General features: G+C 44.4%; 15 protein-coding genes and 1 riboswitch. Of the genes, 2 read left to right on the forward strand and 13 right to left on the reverse strand.

Annotated features, from left to right (window positions below; genetic code table 11):
* Positions 1 to 6: 6 nt before the first annotated feature.
* Together folP and folK are read left to right on the forward strand one after the other, a co-directional pair.
* Positions 7 to 813: a dihydropteroate synthase gene (folP, locus tag BLP57_RS07565; protein WP_092070547.1), complete on the forward strand. Its 807-nt coding sequence runs from the start codon at positions 7 to 9 to the stop codon at positions 811 to 813.
* A 9-nt stretch (positions 814 to 822) separates the two neighbouring features.
* On the forward strand, positions 823 to 1,653 hold the full coding sequence (gene folK, locus BLP57_RS07570; RefSeq protein ID WP_092070551.1) for a 2-amino-4-hydroxy-6-hydroxymethyldihydropteridine diphosphokinase: 831 nt from the start codon (positions 823 to 825) through the stop codon (positions 1,651 to 1,653).
* Between the two features lie 114 nt (positions 1,654 to 1,767).
* On the opposite strand, the gene putP is transcribed toward folK, so the two are convergent.
* From putP to hisZ, 13 genes are all read right to left on the reverse strand, one after another.
* A complete protein-coding gene (gene putP / locus BLP57_RS07575) occupies positions 1,768 to 3,300 on the reverse strand; it encodes a sodium/proline symporter PutP (protein WP_092070554.1) in 1,533 nt (510 codons plus the stop codon).
* 232 nt (positions 3,301 to 3,532) lie between these two features.
* The gene (locus BLP57_RS18435) at positions 3,533 to 3,661 is read right to left on the reverse strand and encodes a hypothetical protein (RefSeq protein WP_021651475.1); all 129 of its coding nucleotides are present in this window, start codon (positions 3,659 to 3,661) and stop codon (positions 3,533 to 3,535) included.
* A 172-nt stretch (positions 3,662 to 3,833) separates the two neighbouring features.
* A complete protein-coding gene (locus BLP57_RS07580) occupies positions 3,834 to 4,799 on the reverse strand; it encodes an ABC transporter ATP-binding protein (RefSeq protein WP_092070557.1) in 966 nt (321 codons plus the stop codon).
* Positions 4,792 to 5,577 (reverse strand): ABC transporter ATP-binding protein, encoded by a 786-nt coding sequence (locus BLP57_RS07585; protein WP_092070560.1) that lies wholly within the window; start codon positions 5,575 to 5,577, stop codon positions 4,792 to 4,794. The genes BLP57_RS07580 and BLP57_RS07585 overlap by 8 nt, the downstream gene beginning before the upstream one ends.
* A gap of 14 nt (positions 5,578 to 5,591) precedes the next feature.
* Positions 5,592 to 7,160 carry an ABC transporter substrate-binding protein gene (locus BLP57_RS07590; protein ID WP_092070563.1) on the reverse strand — a complete coding sequence of 523 codons (1,569 nt, stop codon included), beginning with the start codon at positions 7,158 to 7,160 and terminating at the stop codon, positions 5,592 to 5,594.
* A gap of 58 nt (positions 7,161 to 7,218) precedes the next feature.
* Positions 7,219 to 8,049 (reverse strand): nickel transporter permease, encoded by an 831-nt coding sequence (gene nikC, locus BLP57_RS07595; RefSeq protein ID WP_021651479.1) that lies wholly within the window; start codon positions 8,047 to 8,049, stop codon positions 7,219 to 7,221.
* Complete coding sequence (gene nikB / locus BLP57_RS07600) at positions 8,050 to 8,988, reverse strand: nickel ABC transporter permease (protein WP_021651480.1); 939 nt, start codon at positions 8,986 to 8,988, stop codon at positions 8,050 to 8,052. It abuts the gene before it with no gap.
* A 184-nt stretch (positions 8,989 to 9,172) separates the two neighbouring features.
* A riboswitch (cobalamin riboswitch) is annotated at positions 9,173 to 9,361 on the reverse strand.
* 284 nt (positions 9,362 to 9,645) lie between these two features.
* Entirely contained in the window at positions 9,646 to 10,605 is a 960-nt protein-coding gene (locus BLP57_RS07605) for a M14 family metallopeptidase (protein ID WP_015524925.1), read from the reverse strand.
* 171 nt (positions 10,606 to 10,776) lie between these two features.
* Positions 10,777 to 12,057 carry a bifunctional phosphoribosyl-AMP cyclohydrolase/phosphoribosyl-ATP diphosphatase HisIE gene (gene hisIE, locus BLP57_RS07610; RefSeq protein WP_092070566.1) on the reverse strand — a complete coding sequence of 427 codons (1,281 nt, stop codon included), beginning with the start codon at positions 12,055 to 12,057 and terminating at the stop codon, positions 10,777 to 10,779.
* Positions 12,058 to 12,075: 18 nt separating this feature from the next.
* Complete coding sequence (gene hisB / locus BLP57_RS07615; RefSeq protein ID WP_015524923.1) at positions 12,076 to 12,663, reverse strand: imidazoleglycerol-phosphate dehydratase HisB; 588 nt, start codon at positions 12,661 to 12,663, stop codon at positions 12,076 to 12,078.
* Positions 12,663 to 13,973 carry a histidinol dehydrogenase gene (gene hisD / locus BLP57_RS07620; protein ID WP_092070569.1) on the reverse strand — a complete coding sequence of 437 codons (1,311 nt, stop codon included), beginning with the start codon at positions 13,971 to 13,973 and terminating at the stop codon, positions 12,663 to 12,665. Before hisD ends, hisB begins: the two co-directional genes overlap by 1 nt.
* Before the next feature lie 50 nt (positions 13,974 to 14,023).
* Positions 14,024 to 14,662: an ATP phosphoribosyltransferase gene (gene hisG, locus BLP57_RS07625; protein WP_015524921.1), complete on the reverse strand. Its 639-nt coding sequence runs from the start codon at positions 14,660 to 14,662 to the stop codon at positions 14,024 to 14,026.
* The gene (gene hisZ / locus BLP57_RS07630; protein ID WP_092070571.1) at positions 14,662 to 15,783 is read right to left on the reverse strand and encodes an ATP phosphoribosyltransferase regulatory subunit; all 1,122 of its coding nucleotides are present in this window, start codon (positions 15,781 to 15,783) and stop codon (positions 14,662 to 14,664) included. Before hisZ ends, hisG begins: the two co-directional genes overlap by 1 nt.
* Positions 15,784 to 15,851 lie beyond the last annotated feature (68 nt).

The raw sequence follows: 15,851 nt of genomic DNA on the forward strand, positions 1-15,851 counted from the left end.
TTTTCCATGAAAATCGGAAATCGTGAGTTTGATGTAAAAAACAAAACATATATTATGGGTATCCTAAATGTCACACCGGATTCTTTCTCAGATGGCGGAAAATGGAACGATATGGATCATGCCCTGAAACATACAGAAGCTATGATCGCCGAAGGTGCTGATATTCTTGATATCGGTGGGGAATCCACACGTCCAGGGCATACACCGGTTGGCGCACAGGAGGAGATCGAGCGTATTCTTCCTGTTATCGAAGCAGTAAAAGGGCGTTTTGATATCCCCATCTCTGTAGATACCTATAAGGGATGTGTTGCGGAAGAAGCCCTGAAACACGGAGCAGATCTTATCAATGACATCTGGGGACTGAAATATGATCCTGAAATGGCTCCTGTCATTGCCAGATATCAGGCTCCCTGCTGTCTGATGCATAACAAAGATAATACTGAATACAATAATTTTATTGTGGATATGCTGGCAGAAACCCAGGAATGTGTCAATATTGCCAAACGTGCCGGTATTGCCGATGATAAGATCATCCTTGATCCTGGTGTCGGATTTGGTAAAACCTATGAGATGAACCTGATGACCATGGATAATCTGGAGCTTTTCCGGAAGCTGGGATATCCGGTGCTTCTTGGTACCTCCAGAAAATCTATGATCGGACTTGCCCTTGATCTTCCTGTAGATCAGCGTGTAGAGGGAACTCTTGCCACATCGGTGATCGGTGTTATGAAGGGTTGTGCATTTGTCCGTGTTCATGACATCAAAGAAAATAAACGCGTCATCCAGATGACAGAAGCTATTCTGGGACGTTAGGAGGAACTGATGGATAAAATCGAAATCAGAGATCTTGAGATTTTTGCAAACCATGGTGTGTTTCCGGAAGAAACAGCTCTCGGACAGAAATTTGTTGTTTCTGCTGTTATGTATACAGAAACACGTCCGGCAGGACTGACAGATGATCTTTCTGCTTCCATCAATTATGGAGAAGTCAGTCATATGATCACCGATTTTCTTCAGAAAAATACTTATAAACTTCTGGAGGCTGCTGTGGAGAATCTGGCAGAGACGCTGCTGCTTTCTCTCCCTCTTCTTAAAAAGATCACCCTCCGTATTGAAAAGCCCTGGGCTCCGGTAGGCCTTCCGCTGAAAACCGTTGCTGTGGAAATTACCCGAGGCTGGCATACGGCTTATATTGCTTTTGGTTCCAATATGGGGGATAAGAAGAAATACCTGGACAATGCGATCCAGGGTCTTCGGGATATGAAAGAGATTGTTGTTGAAAAGGTTTCCGAGTATCTTGTAACGGAGCCTTACGGGGATGTGGAGCAGGATGAGTTTCTCAACGGAGCCTTAAGAGTCCGGACGCTGCTTTCTCCGGAGGAGCTTCTTGACAGGCTGCATGTGCTGGAACAGGCTGCGGACCGGAAAAGGATCATTCACTGGGGACCTAGGACACTGGATCTGGATATTCTGTTTTACGATAACGAGATCATTGATACAGTGGAACTACATGTGCCTCATATTGATATGGAAAACAGGGATTTTGTTTTGAAGCCTATGGTGGAGATCGCACCGTATCTTCGGCATCCGGTGTTGAATTTAACAATGGAGCAGTTGTTAAAAAAGCTTGAGGGAAAAACTTTGGCGGTGTGACTTTATTTATTAAATAATAAAAAGATAACAAGCCCGATACAGATATCTTTACTACAATCTGTATCGGGCTTGTTTTGTATCAGTGTGAATTATTGACTATTATCAAAAAATATTTTATTTCTGGTTTACCAGATCGAATTCGTCGGTGATCTCTTTGGATGGTGCCTTGGTAATGAGGCTGACGATGATGTTTGCTGCAATAGCCACCAGGAATGCGGGAAGAAGTTCATAGATTCCCCAGGCGCCGCCGAGCGTGCTGATTCCGTATTTCCAGATAAATACCATGGAACCGCCGCAGATCATTCCTGCCAGAGCTCCCTGCCAGTTGGAACGTCTCCAGAATAATGCCAGAAGTACCACCGGGCCGAATACGGCTCCGAAGCCTGCCCAGGCAAAGGATACGATAGTAAACACAGAACTGTTCGGGTCGCGGGCAATAAACATGGCTACTACTGCGATGAGAAGAAGCGTGATCTTATCGGCTACCATGCTTTCTTTTTTTGTTTCTTTATCCTTCAGGATACTTCCGAGAAGGTCGGAAGAAACTGCTGAGGATGCTGCCAGGAGCTGAGAATCTGCAGTTGACATGGTGGATGCCAGGATTCCTGCAAGGATGAGTCCTGCAAGGATTGCTGTAATTACACCATGTTTACTGAGAAGATCTGCGATCTGAACGATAATTGTCTCAGATGCGGAGCCTTCCAGAAGGTCAAACTCTCCTGCTGCTGTCATTCCAAGTCCTACTACACCGATCAGTACTGCCACTGCCAGTGAGATCACTACCCATGTAGTTGCTACTCTTCTGGAAAGTGTAAGCTTCTCTTCGTCTTCGATCGCCATGAAACGAAGAAGAATATGCGGCATTCCGAAATATCCAAGTCCCCATGCAAGCATGGAAATGATATTAAGCAGTGGATATGCCTGTTCTGTTCCGGTTGTTGGATCATATGTAGTAAACATAGTCAGATATCCGGGCAGTGATCTTGCATGGTCTGCAACTGCTTCAATACCACCTGCTGTGCTGATCCCGAATACAAATACGATCACAAGAGCGATGGACATGATGATACTCTGGATAAAGTCCGTGGTAGATGCTGCCAGGAATCCTCCCAGTGTGGTGTATCCAACGATGACCAGTGCACTGATGATCATAGCTGGCAGATATTTTACACCGAAGAGACTTGCAAAAAGTTTACCACAGGCTGCAAATCCGGAAGCTGTATACGGAATAAAAAAGATCACGATAAAAATCGCTCCGATAGACTGCAGGATCTTTTTCTCATCTCTGTAACGATTACTGAAAAAGGATGGCAATGTAATGGAATTTCCTGCCACATGTGTGTAGCGGCGGATTCTTTTTGCCACGATCCTCCAGTTTACGTAAGTTCCGATCGCAAGGCCAATGGCTGTCCAGCCTGCATCTGCAATACCGGTAAGATAAGCAAGTCCCGGCAGGCCCATCAGAAGCCAGCTGCTCATGTCAGAAGCCTCTGCACTCATAGCTGTGACAAGTGGACCAAGCTTTCGTCCTCCAAGATAGAAATCAGAACTGTCATTATTGTTCTTGGAGCAAAGATAACCTACAAAGAGCATTGCACCCAGATAGACGATAATGGCTGCCATTATACAAATATGTGCTGTTGTCATTGTTTCTCTCCCTTCCATGTTTCTGCTTTAAAATCACAAAACATGAGGGATTTTGCTTATGCATCCCCATGCTTTCTGCTTTTAAACCAGTTTTACACATATTTATAGATTTTATTATATTAACTTTAGAAAGTAAAGAGGATTTTTCGTTTTTTTACATAAAAAAGTATTTTATATGAAGAAAAAGGGCTGAACCATATAAGGCGGCCCAGCTCTTTTTCAAAATCTCTGTTTATTTTTCTTCCATACGCTTCTGCACATCTTCTACTGTATATGCAAGCTTCTCAACATCCTCGGAATAAGTCAGCCCCTCCTTCTCAGCCAGAGCTTTCAGAACACCGATCGTTTTCTGAAGATGCATGTAGTTTCCTGCGGAGGAACCACCTGTCAGCGTGATGTATTGTATATTGGATATCTCCGTCTTCGACAGCAGCAGAAACTTTTTTTCCGCCAACTGCAAAAACGGCAAGCAGCAACAGCAGAATGCCCAGTACTTTAAAGTTTTTAAAAATCATACTGTTTTGTGCATTTCCTTATTTTTCCGTTACATAATGGCAGGCTACTTCATGTCCGGACTCTACTTCTGTGAGCACAGGACGGATCGTCCTGCATTTCTCCATGCAGTGTTCGCAACGATTCTGGAATGGACAGCCATGAGGAACATCCAGAGGGCTGGGGGCCTCACTTTCGATGCTCTCGATCTTTTTGTCCTGATCCATATGAATGGAAAACTGTGCCCCCAGAAGAGCCTGTGTATATGGATGAAGAGACTTTTCCGTAACATCCTCTCCCGGAATTACCTCCACGATATTCCCGAGGTACATGACAGCAATCTGATGAGCAAAGGAACGGATCAGAGCCAGGTCATGGCAGATAAAAAGCATGCTGATGTTTTTCTCCTTCTGGAGACGTACCAGAAGCCGGATCACGGATTCCTGTACGGAAACGTCAAGTGCAGAGGTAGCCTCATCGCACACCAGAATCTCCGGTTCCAGGGAAAGTGCCCGGGCAATACTGATACGCTGACGCTGACCACCACTCATATTATGGGGATAGCGGTCTGTAAAATCTTCAGGAAGCTCTACCATTTTCAGGAGTTCTCTGGCCTTGGATTCCTTTTCGCTTCTTTTCAGCTTTCCGTAATTGATCAGGGGTTCTGTGAGAATATCCACGATCTTCATTTTCGGGTCAAAGGACGCCAGCGGATCCTGGAAGACCATCTGCATGTTCTGACGGTTCAGCCAGGTTTCTTTTTTGGAAAGATCAGAGAGGTTTTTTCCATGGTAAAGGATCTCTCCGCTGGTCGGTTTGTCAAGAGAAATGACCATGCGGACAAAGGTTGATTTACCGCAGCCACTCTCTCCTACGATTCCCAGAGTTTTTCCTTTATAAACATTTAAGTTTACGTCATTGCAGGCTGTTAATGTTCTACCGCCGGAAGCCGGGAACTGTTTTACGATATGTTTTGCACTGAGTACGATATCGGATTCCTTAAACATAACGCTGTCCCTCCATTTCCGGCACTGCAGCCAGCAGTTTCTTTGTATAGTCACTGGTCGGATGCTCCATGACTTCATCTCGTGTTCCCTGATCCACAACTTTTCCGTTTTGCATAACAACAAGCTGATCTGCCATATAGGCTGCTACGCCAATGTTATGAGTAACAATGATGATACCGGTTCCGAAATCATCACGGAGCTCCATCATCTGGCGTACGATCTGTGCCTGTGTAGTAACGTCCAGCGCACTGGTCGGCTCATCTGCAAGAAGCAGCTCCGGGTTAAAAGTCATGGCCATGGCAATACCAACTCGCTGGCGCATACCACCGGAAAGCTGGTGAGGATAACTTTTCATGATATTTTCCGCGTCCGGAAGACGCATTTTCTGGAGCATGGAACAGCCTTTCTTCCATGCTTCTGCTTTGGATATATCTGTATGTGTACAGATATATTCCACATACTGACTTCCAATCTTACGGATAGGGTTCAGGGTTCCGCCGCAGTCCTGGAAGATCATGGAAATGCGGGTACCCCTTAAATTTCTCCATTCATCCTTTGTATTGGAAAGCAGAGAATGTCCGTGAAACCGAATATCTCCGGTGCTGACTCGGCCACCTCCGGCAAGTGCACCGAGGACAGCACGGATCACGGTTGTTTTTCCACTTCCGCTCTCGCCTACCACACTGATGATCTCACCCTTCTTCATGGAAAGGTTGAAATGTTCAATGGTAGGTGCCTGTTTTCCGTACTGAACGGAAAGATCCTTGATCTCAAGCATAAATAAGCGCTCCTTTACTCGGCAAGAGTGATATCCTTTGTCAGCCAGTAATAATCCATTGGATACATCTTAACACCTGTTACCTTTTTGTTGGAGAAGAGGTAGGTTGTCTCATAACCAAAGAATACAGTTGCAGCATCATCCATGATATCCTGCTGAATATCGATGATGAGATCTTTTCTCTTGTCCTCATCAAATGTCTGCGCAAGCTCGTCAAGAAGCTTGTCAACCTCCGGGTTATTGTATCCTGCAGTATTGTTTGCAGAGGAGCTGTACCAGTTCTCTCTTAAGTAGTTCTCAGGGTCTCCAGTGTTTGCTACCAGCACGTTCCAGATCAGAAGGTCATACTGACCGGAATCTCTCATGTCAAGAAGTGTCTCATAACTTACTGTGTTCAGGTTTACGTTGATACCGATCTCCTTCAGACTGGCCTGTGCTGCCTGTGCGTATACACCAAGCTCGGCACGGCTTGTGTAGATAACAAAATCAAGAACAAGAGGATCTCCGTCAGGAGTTTCTACAAATCCGTCACCGTCAACATCTTTGTATCCGGCCTCATCAAGGATCTTCTTTGCGCTGTCCGGATCATAGGAATTCTCATCCTTCAGATCATCGAATCCAAAGTCAAGTGTTGGAGGAACCGGTGCTTTACCAGCTGTTGCACCACCCTCAAGAAGAGTGTTGCAGTATGTTTCCTTGTCAAGACCACGAAGAAGTGCCTGGCGAAGAGCCTTATCGCTGAGTGCATGATCCTCGTTCTGGTTCATGAATGCATAGGTGGAACGAAGAGACTGAAGCTCCTGGATGTCGTAATTGTCATTTCCCTCAAACTCAACCAGGTTCTCTGTTTTCAGGTTGTAAGCGATATCGATCTCACCTGTCTGAAGAGCCATGGAACGTGTTGTCTGGTCATCCACACATTTCAGTGTAACTTTATCAAGGGGAACTTCTCCATCCCAGTAGTTCTCATTTTTTACTACGACACAGGAATCCGTCGGGCTGAAGGACTCTACTGCGTAAGGTCCTGTACAGATCGGTCCTTCCATGGCAAATGTAGAATCATCTACATTTGTATCTACGATCAGAAACAGCGGGTCTGCAAGGCATCCGGCCATGTTTGCATTTGCTCTGTTCAGATGGAAGATCAGGTTCTGTCCGTCAACTTCGAGGCTGTCGAGATCAAAGAATTCCGGAACACGGTCACTCTTTTCAGCGGTACGTTCGATGGAGGCTTTTACCATCTCCGGTGTCATATCGTCACCGTTGGAGAATTTTACGCCCTCACGGATCTTGAAGGTCCATGTTTTTCCATCGTCACTGTTTTCCCACTCTTCCGCAAGACATGGAACGATCTCACCGTTCTCATCGAATTTTGTAAGGCACTCACCGATCGCATAACGGGATACAACCCAGCTGAAATACTGCTCTGTCGGCTCCAGTGTATCTGCAAAGCTTGTTACTCCGATGGTGATCTCCTTATCACCTTTTTTGTCACCTTTTGCCTGAGCCACTGTTGCCATTGAAAGGGTCATCATACATGCAAGTGTAGCAGCCAGCACTTTTTTAACTACATTATTTCTCATTTCATCCTCCTAAAGATAATATACTGATCATATGGTGTTGGTTTGTTACAGAGTTGTTTTATTGATCCTGGCGCGGATCCAGTACATCACGGATGCTGTCTCCAAGCATGTTGAAAACAACAACACAGATCACGATAGCGATACCAGGGTAGATCATAAGCCATGGCGCCTTTGCCATGTAGGTTCTTCCTTCATTCAGCATCAGTCCCCACTCCGGTGTCGGCGCAGTTGCACCAAATCCCAGGAATGAAAGGGAAGCCAGCTCCAGCATCATAGTTCCGATATCTGCTGCCGCAGTTACCACCATCTGGGTTACCATGTTGGGAAGAATGTGTACAAGAAGAATTTTCCAGGTCTTTGTTCCGTTTACTATAGCTGCCTCTATGTAAAGACTCTTCTTGACTTTCAAGACCATACTTCGTGCAAGACGGGCATATTTTGTCCAGCTTACAGCCGCAATGGAGATAACGGCATTGACCAGGTTTGGTCCAAGCATGCCGGCAATGGCAATGGCCAGTACAAGCCCAGGGAAGGAGATCATCATATCTGCGATACGCATGATCACTGCATCCACAACGCCGCCGAAATATCCGGCAATAACTCCTAAAAATGTACCGATGACAAAGATCACTGCAACCAGACATAAGGTCATGATCAGAGAGGTTCTTGTTCCGAAGATAACACGGGAAAGAAGATCTCGTCCAAGCTTATCCGTTCCGAACGGATGAGCGGAGCTTGGCTCCTGCAGTGATTCGGTCATAACTGCATTCAGTGGATCATATGGTGAGAGCTGCGGCGCAAAGATCGCAATTCCGATCACCACGAGACCCAGAATGAAGAAAAGAGTGAACTGTTTATTTTCTTTGAATGTTCGTAATACCTTTTTCAATTATCTATCCTCCTTAAGTCTTGGATCGAGATAAGTATAGGACAGATCCACAAGCAGGTTGATGCACATGTACAGGATCGCGATCCAAAGTACATAGCCCTGTACAAGAGGATAGTCACGACAGGAAATCGCCTTTACTGCCATATTTCCCATTCCAGGCCAGTTGTAAATGATCTCTACAACTGCAGTACCTCCCAAAAGACTTCCAAGGGAAAGTCCCAGCAGCGTTACCAGCGGAAGCATAACATTAGGAAGGACGTGTTTCCAGAGAATGACGCTTTCCTTGATTCCACGCATTCTTGCACCTGTGACATAATCCTGATGAAGTTCCTCCAGCACTGCACTTCTTACCTGTCTGGTATATTTTGCAGACATGGCAAGTGCAAGAGTCAGCGCCGGGAGGATCATGGATTTAAAATCCGTACTGCCCCCGGCAACATTGATCCAGCGAAGCTGAACACCAAAGATGCTGAGAAGGATCAGGCCCAGCCAGAAGCTTGGAACAGATACTCCCACAAAGGTAATTCCTCTCACAAAATAATCCGGGAATTTGTTCTGATATACAGCGGCCAGGATTCCAAGCGGTATGGAAATAATGACCATCATCAGAAGTGCCAGCAACGACATCCTCAGCGTCGGCCAGAAACAGGATACCAGTTTATCTGTTACCGGCATTTTGAAAGAATAGGACTGTCCCATATCTCCTGTAACAACACCCTTCAGCCAGGAACCATACTGCACGAGAAAGGGCTGATCAAGGCCAAGCTCATGTCTTGTCTGTTCCAGAAGCTCTGGTGTAGGAAGATTACCACACTCTGTCAGCATGATCTCCGCAGGATCACCAGGTGACAGGTAGGTCAGTCCAAATGTGAAAAAGCTGATTCCAAATAATACAATGATGATCTGGAGAAATCTTTTTCCTACTTGTTTCTTTGTCACGTTTTACTCCTTTCCTCATTTGATGCGATTTTAACATTGCCGTTTTAATTTAGTTAGATAAAAGAAACTATTGGATTCTTAATATGCAGAATATGCATGGAATTTTAGAAAATTTGCACGAAAAAAGCCCGTGACGAAATACGGGCACACAAAATAAATATGCTTCCTATCTTCCGTAAGAATCATTTTAAAACAATTGCAAGCAGGTCTCCTGACTTAGGATCCTTACCCTCAGGCACCTTCCCGGTCTATTTCTCACGTACTCGACCAGTGGTACTTTGTCTGAGGATTCCCCCTTACAGTGACGGGATCGTACCGGATTTACACCGGTTTCCCTATTAATCCTCTCAGAACTTACAACGGCTGATGTGAAAATCAGCAAATGCTGTCAAATTACTGAAACATTATATGATAAAACTATAGTTTATGTCTATGGAAAAATGTTATATTTTTAGAAAACTCATAAATTTTGCTAAAGATGCTTGAATTGTATATATCCCCCATGGGGGATTTGACAATTGGATTTATCTGATCTGCTAAAAAAACACGGAGTTTACCTCGCTATTTTTATAAATAGAATAGCAAATGGTAAAACCCGGTTTTCTTACTGTTTCAATATGATTTCAGACAGAAGCGTTCTGAAAAGGTGGTTTACTATCAGGTCAGAGTCTCCGTGATCGCTGCATATGCGATCATTGGTCCGTCTTCAATAATGTTCAGACTGGCTGTTTGATAAAGTACGACTCCGTTTTCAGTTGCAATAGATGTGTAAAGTAAATTCCCATAGTAATCTCTCAGTTCACCCAGTTCTTCCCCCTTAAAAAAGTATTCTCCAGGCTTCTTGGAAGGATACCAGCATCCGGTATACGGCGCATATTCATAGACTACATTTTCCAGAAGCATCTGACGGTAATGCTTCAGGCCATGACATTTCTTTCCCTGGAGATGAAAAACAAGGTGACGGACGTCTCTTTTATCCTGTTCTACTTCTTCCCAGGTCCAGTAGCTGTGTCCGCCTCTTTCGATGAGAATACTTGGAATTCCAAGAGAAGAAGCATAATTGTAGGCGCCACCTGTGGCGGTTGTGGAACGGACCACATATTTTACGCCGATATGCCGTGCCATATGTAATGATTTCTCTGCTGTCTTTTCATCTACAACCCCTACATAATAAACATAGGGATGAAGCTGTTCGAACCCATCTCCGCTATGCAGGTCGATATAATAATCTGCTATGGAAAAAAGCTTTGTCACTATAGCATAGGCAATACGATCTGCAGCTGTTCCCTCAGGATCTCCGGGGAAAACGCGGTTCAGGTTCTTGCCATCCTCATAGACCAGACTCATGGTGCGATGCTCAAAGCCGCTGACATTGACCAGTGGAACGATGATCACATTTCCCTTCAGTTCTTCCGGTTGAAATTCTTTTGCAAGTTCCATTGCCGCCTGGATCCCCACATACTCCGCGCTGTGTATTCCTGCTGTGATCAGTATCGTCGGTCCGTCTTTCACTCCGCATATCACAGTTGCCGGCATTGCTATGCCGTATCCTGTGATCTTAATTTTCCCCTGTGCCTTCTCTCCTTTTTCAATCACCCAGTCATCAATTTTGATCATTGGTTGTTTCCCTTTTCCTTTTTTATATTTCCGCACTTTTGACGATAAGTATATCATGCCTAACCGAAATTGTACATATTCTTTTAAGATTCCGGGAAAACAGAAAAAAGCTTTCGTAACCGTTCATTCTGATCCGACGTACAAAAGCTTTTTTCCTGAATGATATATAATTTATCTTTTTACCAATTCTTTGGTGATTTCTTCCCAGCTGACTCCTTTTTCCACCATGAGTACCATCATATGATAAAGAAAATCTGAAATTTCGTATTTAATCTCTTCTTTATCCGGATTTTTGGCTGCAATGACGATCTCTGTGCATTCTTCACCGACTTTTTTCAAAATCTTGTCGATTCCTTTATCAAAAAGATAATTGGTATAGGAACCTTCCTTTGGATGTTCTTTTCGGTCAGTGATCACATCATACACATTCTGGAACACGTGAAGTGGGTTGGTATCATCGTACTCTTTTTTCAGCAGCGGTTTGAAGAAACAGGTACGGTTTCCTGTATGGCAGGCTGCGCCAATCTGCTCCACTTTGGCAAGGATCGTATCATTATCACAGTCAATAGTAAGAGACTTTACATACTGTACGTGTCCGGATGTCAGACCTTTGGTCCAGAGCTCATTCCGGCTGCGGCTCCAGTATGTCATTTTTCCAAGCTTCAATGTTGTGTTAAAAGCAAGCTCATTCATATAGGCCAGCATCAGTACTTCATCCGTCCGGTAATCCTGGACAATAACCGGAACCATTCCGTCACTGTTTAATTTAAAGTCCGACCATGCAATATTACTTTTATATGTGTTTACCGGAATTCCAGCTTCTTCGCAGGTCTCCTTAAATGTATGCAGATCATTTTCAAGACTGCTTACATAAGCACCGCAAAGTCCGGACACAGCTGGTTCTCCTAAAAGCTCCAGAACGTTCTCAGATCTGTTTTCATCGGTATGAAGAACAATGGAAATCTGAGAAATCTCTGCAATTTCATTTTCGACAGTGTCCAAAGCCAGAACAGTGTCTGCATATGTTTCGATCAGATCCTGATTTTCTGTGAATTCTCTCAGATCAGAGATACTGATCATCATACGCTCTTTTCCAAAGCGCCGGGATACTTCTTCCAGAAGCTTGATATTATTCTCTTTCGAAAAATTCAGTACAACTTTGGCACATCCCGCATAGATCAGCTTTTTTACATCTTCCATACGTTTGATATTTCCCGCTGCGATCACCGGGATCTCAGATACCTGACAGATATCACGGATTTTTCCGATCGCACGGTCATGCTCTGCATCTGCGGAAGAAAAGTCAAATACCAGAAGCTCATCTGCCCCATTGTCACCGTAAAATTTTGCAAGTGTTTCTACATTTCCGTCTCCGAAAAGATTTCTCTGTCCAAATCCTGTTACCGCCTTTTCTGAATGAAGATAAAGGCATGGGATCAACTGTTTGTTCATAAGTGGTCTCCTTCTGTATCAGAGGCTTCCCTTGGTAGAAAGCACGTCTGTGATCCGGGAATCGTACTGTGTTGCTGCATCAAGGGCTTTCGCAAAGCTTTTAAACATGGCCTCTGCCACATGATGGCTGTTTCCTCCGGAAAGAACCTTGATGTGAAGATTCATTGCTGCGGAATAGGATACTGCATAAAAGAATTCCTTTACCATCTCTGTAGCCATATCTCCTATTTTTTCCGTAGAAAACGCTGCATCCCATCCAAGATAAGGTCTTCCGGAAAGATCTACTGCGCAGAGCACAAGCACTTCATCCATAGGAAGAATACAGCTGCCGTAACGTTTGATTCCTTTTTTGTCGCCAACTGCCTCACGGATAGCGTTTCCAAGGACGATCCCTGTATCTTCAATGGTGTGATGATCATCTACATTCAGATCACCGTGGACTCTCAGCGTAAGATCATACAGTCCATGGCGCGTAAAACCGTCCAGCATATGGTCAAAAAAGCCAATACCTGTATCAATATCGGAACTTCCTGTTCCATCAATATTCAGTTGCAGACGTATCTGCGTTTCTTTTGTGTTTCTTTCGATCAGTGCTTCTCTTGCCATTATTCGTTCTCCTTGTCCTCTTCCTCAAAACGGACTGCAATGGAATTTGCGTGTGCAGTCAGCTGTTCCGATGTGGCAAACTGGATGATGTCCTTGTGGATCTTTCGGAGTGCTTCCCTGGAATAATATACAATACTGGATTTTTTGATAAAATCATCTACAGAAAGTGCGGAGAAAAATTTGGCAGTTCCATTGGTAGGAAGCACATGGTTTGGTCCTGCAAAATAATCTCCAAGGGGTTCAGAGCTGTGCTCTCCGATAAAGATCGCACCTGCATTTCGTACCTTCATCATATCTTCAAAAGGATGCTTTGTGACGATCTCCATATGTTCAGAAGCAATTTCATTGGCAGCCTCAATGGCCTCGTCCATATCTTCTGCGATCAGGATATAACCAAAGTTCTCCAGGGATTTCTCAATAATGGCTTTTCTGGAAAGTACCTCAACAAAACCTCTGACTTCTTTATCTACCTGATCTGCAAATTCCTCATTTGTTGTGATCAGGATCGCAGATGCCATCTCATCATGTTCTGCCTGAGAAAGAAGATCTGCTGCAATATAACGAGGATTTGCAGTCTCATCTGCAAGAACGAGGATCTCGCTTGGGCCGGCAATAGAATCAATGCTTACGTATCCATAAACTGCCTTTTTTGCAAGCGCAACAAAAATATTTCCGGGTCCTACGATCTTGTCAACCTTTGGAATACTCTCGGTTCCATATGCAAGTGCTCCGATGGCCTGTGCACCACCCACTTTATAGATTTCATCTGCTCCGGCTTCGTTGGCAGCAACAAGTGTGCTTGGATTTACTTTTCCGTCTTTTCCAGGAGGTGTTGTCATTACAATACGGTCAACACCGGCAACTTTTGCAGGAACGATATTCATAAGCACGGAAGACGGATATACAGCCTTTCCACCGGGAACGTAAACACCTACACAGTTCAGAGCGGTTACCTTCTGACCAAGCATGGTTCCGTCTGTTGTGCTTGTGAACCAGCTGTTCTGAAGCTGCTTTTCGTGATAGCTACGGATATTCACCAATGCTTTTTTGATCACATCGATCAGGGAAGGATCTACCAGCTTGTATGCTTCCTCGATCTCCTCAGGGGTTACACGGATCGTATCCTTTGTCACTTCGACTTTATCAAATTCTCTGGTAAATGCAAATAACGCGGTATCTCCCTCTGCTTTTACTTTGGCAAGGATATTTGCTACTGCATCCTCGTATTTTCCATAATTATTAGGGCTTCTTTTTAAGAGAGTTTCCAGAATATCTTTTGTAGATTCTTTGGTGAGTTTTACCTTACGCATAATAAATTCTGCCTTCTTTCTGTATTTTGGAGGTTCATCTGTTATTCAGTTTATTTGATCACACCTCGAAGTTCTGTGATCAGTTTGCGGATCCGTTCATCTTCCATTTTCATGCTGACCTGATTAACTACCATACGTGCAGACAGCGGGCAGACTTCTTCCAGCACCTTCAGGCCATTCTCGCGAAGGGTGCTTCCGGTTTCCACGATATCCACGATAACCTCGGAAAGTCCTACGATCGGTGCAAGCTCGATGGAACCGTTCAGCTTAATGATCTCCACAGTCTGATGCTTTTTGTTATAGAAGTAATCCTTTGCAATATTTGGATATTTTGTAGCTACACGGATCAGCTGATTGTTATTCAGGACTTCTCTGGCGCTTTCAGGGCCGCATACGCACATGCGGCATGCTCCAAATCCAAGATCCATAACCTCATATAGCTTTCTTCCTTCTTCCAGAATGGTATCCTTACCTACGATACCAATATCTGCTGCACCATACTCTACATAAGTCGGCACATCCGGACCTTTTGCAAGGAAAAACTTCAGCTTCAGTTCCTCATTGGTAAAGATCAGCTTTCGGGAATCTTTGTCACGCATCTCCTCACATGTAATACCGATCTTCTCAAACATATCCAGTGTTTTGCTGGCCAGACGCCCTTTTGTGAGGGCAAATGTAAGATATCTCATCAGTCCTGCTCCTCCTTTGCCGGGCACAATGCCACTTTTTTACCTTTATTTCGAAGCTCCATTGCTTCCTGGATCGCTTTTTTCAGATTTCCCGGATCATAGGTGATCACAATGGTCTTATCGCCAGCCGGAACGGTCAGCTTCTGTCTGGAAAGCGCGAGCATCAGGTTATCAACCACAATGGCAAATCCAATGGAAGAAGCCGGTTTTCCGAAATGCTTCATCAATTCGTTGTAGCGTCCGCCCTTGATCAGGGGTTCACCGGTTCCATATGTATAAGCCTGGAAAATGATCCCTGTATAATAACGGAACTTACTGAGCATTCCAAAATCAAAAGCAATGTATTTCTCACAGCCGTATACTTTCAGGATCTCATAAATTTCTTCCAGTCGTTTTACTGCAGAAAGTGCTTCCGGATTGGAGGTGAGCTTTTTTGCTTTTTCCAGCACTTCTGCTGAACCGAACATCTGAGGCAGTTCAGCAAAAGCCTTGGAAAGGTTATCGCCTAAATTCTGTCCCTTAAGAAGCTCTTCCACACCAAAATAATTCTTCTGAGAGATCAGCTCACGAAGATGCTCTTCTATCTCCGGCTCCAGATCTGCCTCTGCAAGCAGGGATTTATAATAATCTACCTGGCCTACGCTAACCTGGAATTCGGTAAGTCCTGCTGCCTTCAGACACTCCACGGTCATAGCAAGGATCTCAGCATCTGCTGCTGCAGAATCATCTCCCATATGCTCAACACCCATCTGAGTATTTTCCTTCATCTGACCTCTGTAACTGGAATTGTTGATAAATGTATTTCCGGTATAACAAAGTCTTACAGGTCCTTTTTCCGGATCAAAATAAGTTGCACATGCTCTGGAAACAGACGGTGTAAAGTCAGGTCTGAGGACAAGTGTGTTTCCCTCTCTGTCAAAAAATTTATATAAATCCTTGGATGGGATCGTTCCTACTTCATTGCTGAACACTTCAAAATACTCAAATCCCGGTGTTTCTATATCTTCATATCCATATCTTGAAAACACCTGGTGGAGCTCCCTCTGGAGCCGTTTTTTGCGGCTGCATTCCTCTCCATAAATGTCCCGCACACCTTCAGGTGTATGAAAAATACGCTGCATGTTCATTTCCTCCGTAACACGTTTTGAGATTTTCTGCGTTCCACTTTAATTCGCTACCATGCTACCAC

The sequence above is a fragment of the Blautia sp. SF-50 genome, assembly GCF_900101315.1.
Taxonomy (GTDB): Bacteria; Bacillota; Clostridia; order Lachnospirales; family Lachnospiraceae; genus Blautia_A; species Blautia_A fusiformis.

Bases quoted from the DNA above. Each gene is read 5' to 3' on its own strand.
- BLP57_RS07605 (WP_015524925.1), bottom strand. From the start codon at position 10,605: ATGATCAAAATTGATGACTGGGTGATTGAAAAAGGAGAGAAGGCACAG.
- folK (WP_092070551.1), top strand. From the start codon at position 823: ATGGATAAAATCGAAATCAGAGATCTTGAGATTTTTGCAAACCATGGT.
- putP (WP_092070554.1), bottom strand. From the start codon at position 3,300: ATGACAACAGCACATATTTGTATAATGGCAGCCATTATCGTCTATCTG.
- BLP57_RS07580 (WP_092070557.1), bottom strand. From the start codon at position 4,799: ATGTTTAAGGAATCCGATATCGTACTCAGTGCAAAACATATCGTAAAA.
- hisB (WP_015524923.1), bottom strand. From the start codon at position 12,663: ATGGCAAGAGAAGCACTGATCGAAAGAAACACAAAAGAAACGCAGATA.
- BLP57_RS07590 (WP_092070563.1), bottom strand. From the start codon at position 7,160: ATGAGAAATAATGTAGTTAAAAAAGTGCTGGCTGCTACACTTGCATGT.
- hisZ (WP_092070571.1), bottom strand. From the start codon at position 15,783: ATGCAGCGTATTTTTCATACACCTGAAGGTGTGCGGGACATTTATGGA.
- hisD (WP_092070569.1), bottom strand. From the start codon at position 13,973: ATGCGTAAGGTAAAACTCACCAAAGAATCTACAAAAGATATTCTGGAA.
- folP (WP_092070547.1), top strand. From the start codon at position 7: ATGAAAATCGGAAATCGTGAGTTTGATGTAAAAAACAAAACATATATT.
- BLP57_RS18435 (WP_021651475.1), bottom strand. From the start codon at position 3,661: ATGCATCTTCAGAAAACGATCGGTGTTCTGAAAGCTCTGGCTGAGAAG.
- hisG (WP_015524921.1), bottom strand. From the start codon at position 14,662: ATGAGATATCTTACATTTGCCCTCACAAAAGGGCGTCTGGCCAGCAAA.
- BLP57_RS07585 (WP_092070560.1), bottom strand. From the start codon at position 5,577: ATGCTTGAGATCAAGGATCTTTCCGTTCAGTACGGAAAACAGGCACCT.
- hisIE (WP_092070566.1), bottom strand. From the start codon at position 12,057: ATGAACAAACAGTTGATCCCATGCCTTTATCTTCATTCAGAAAAGGCG.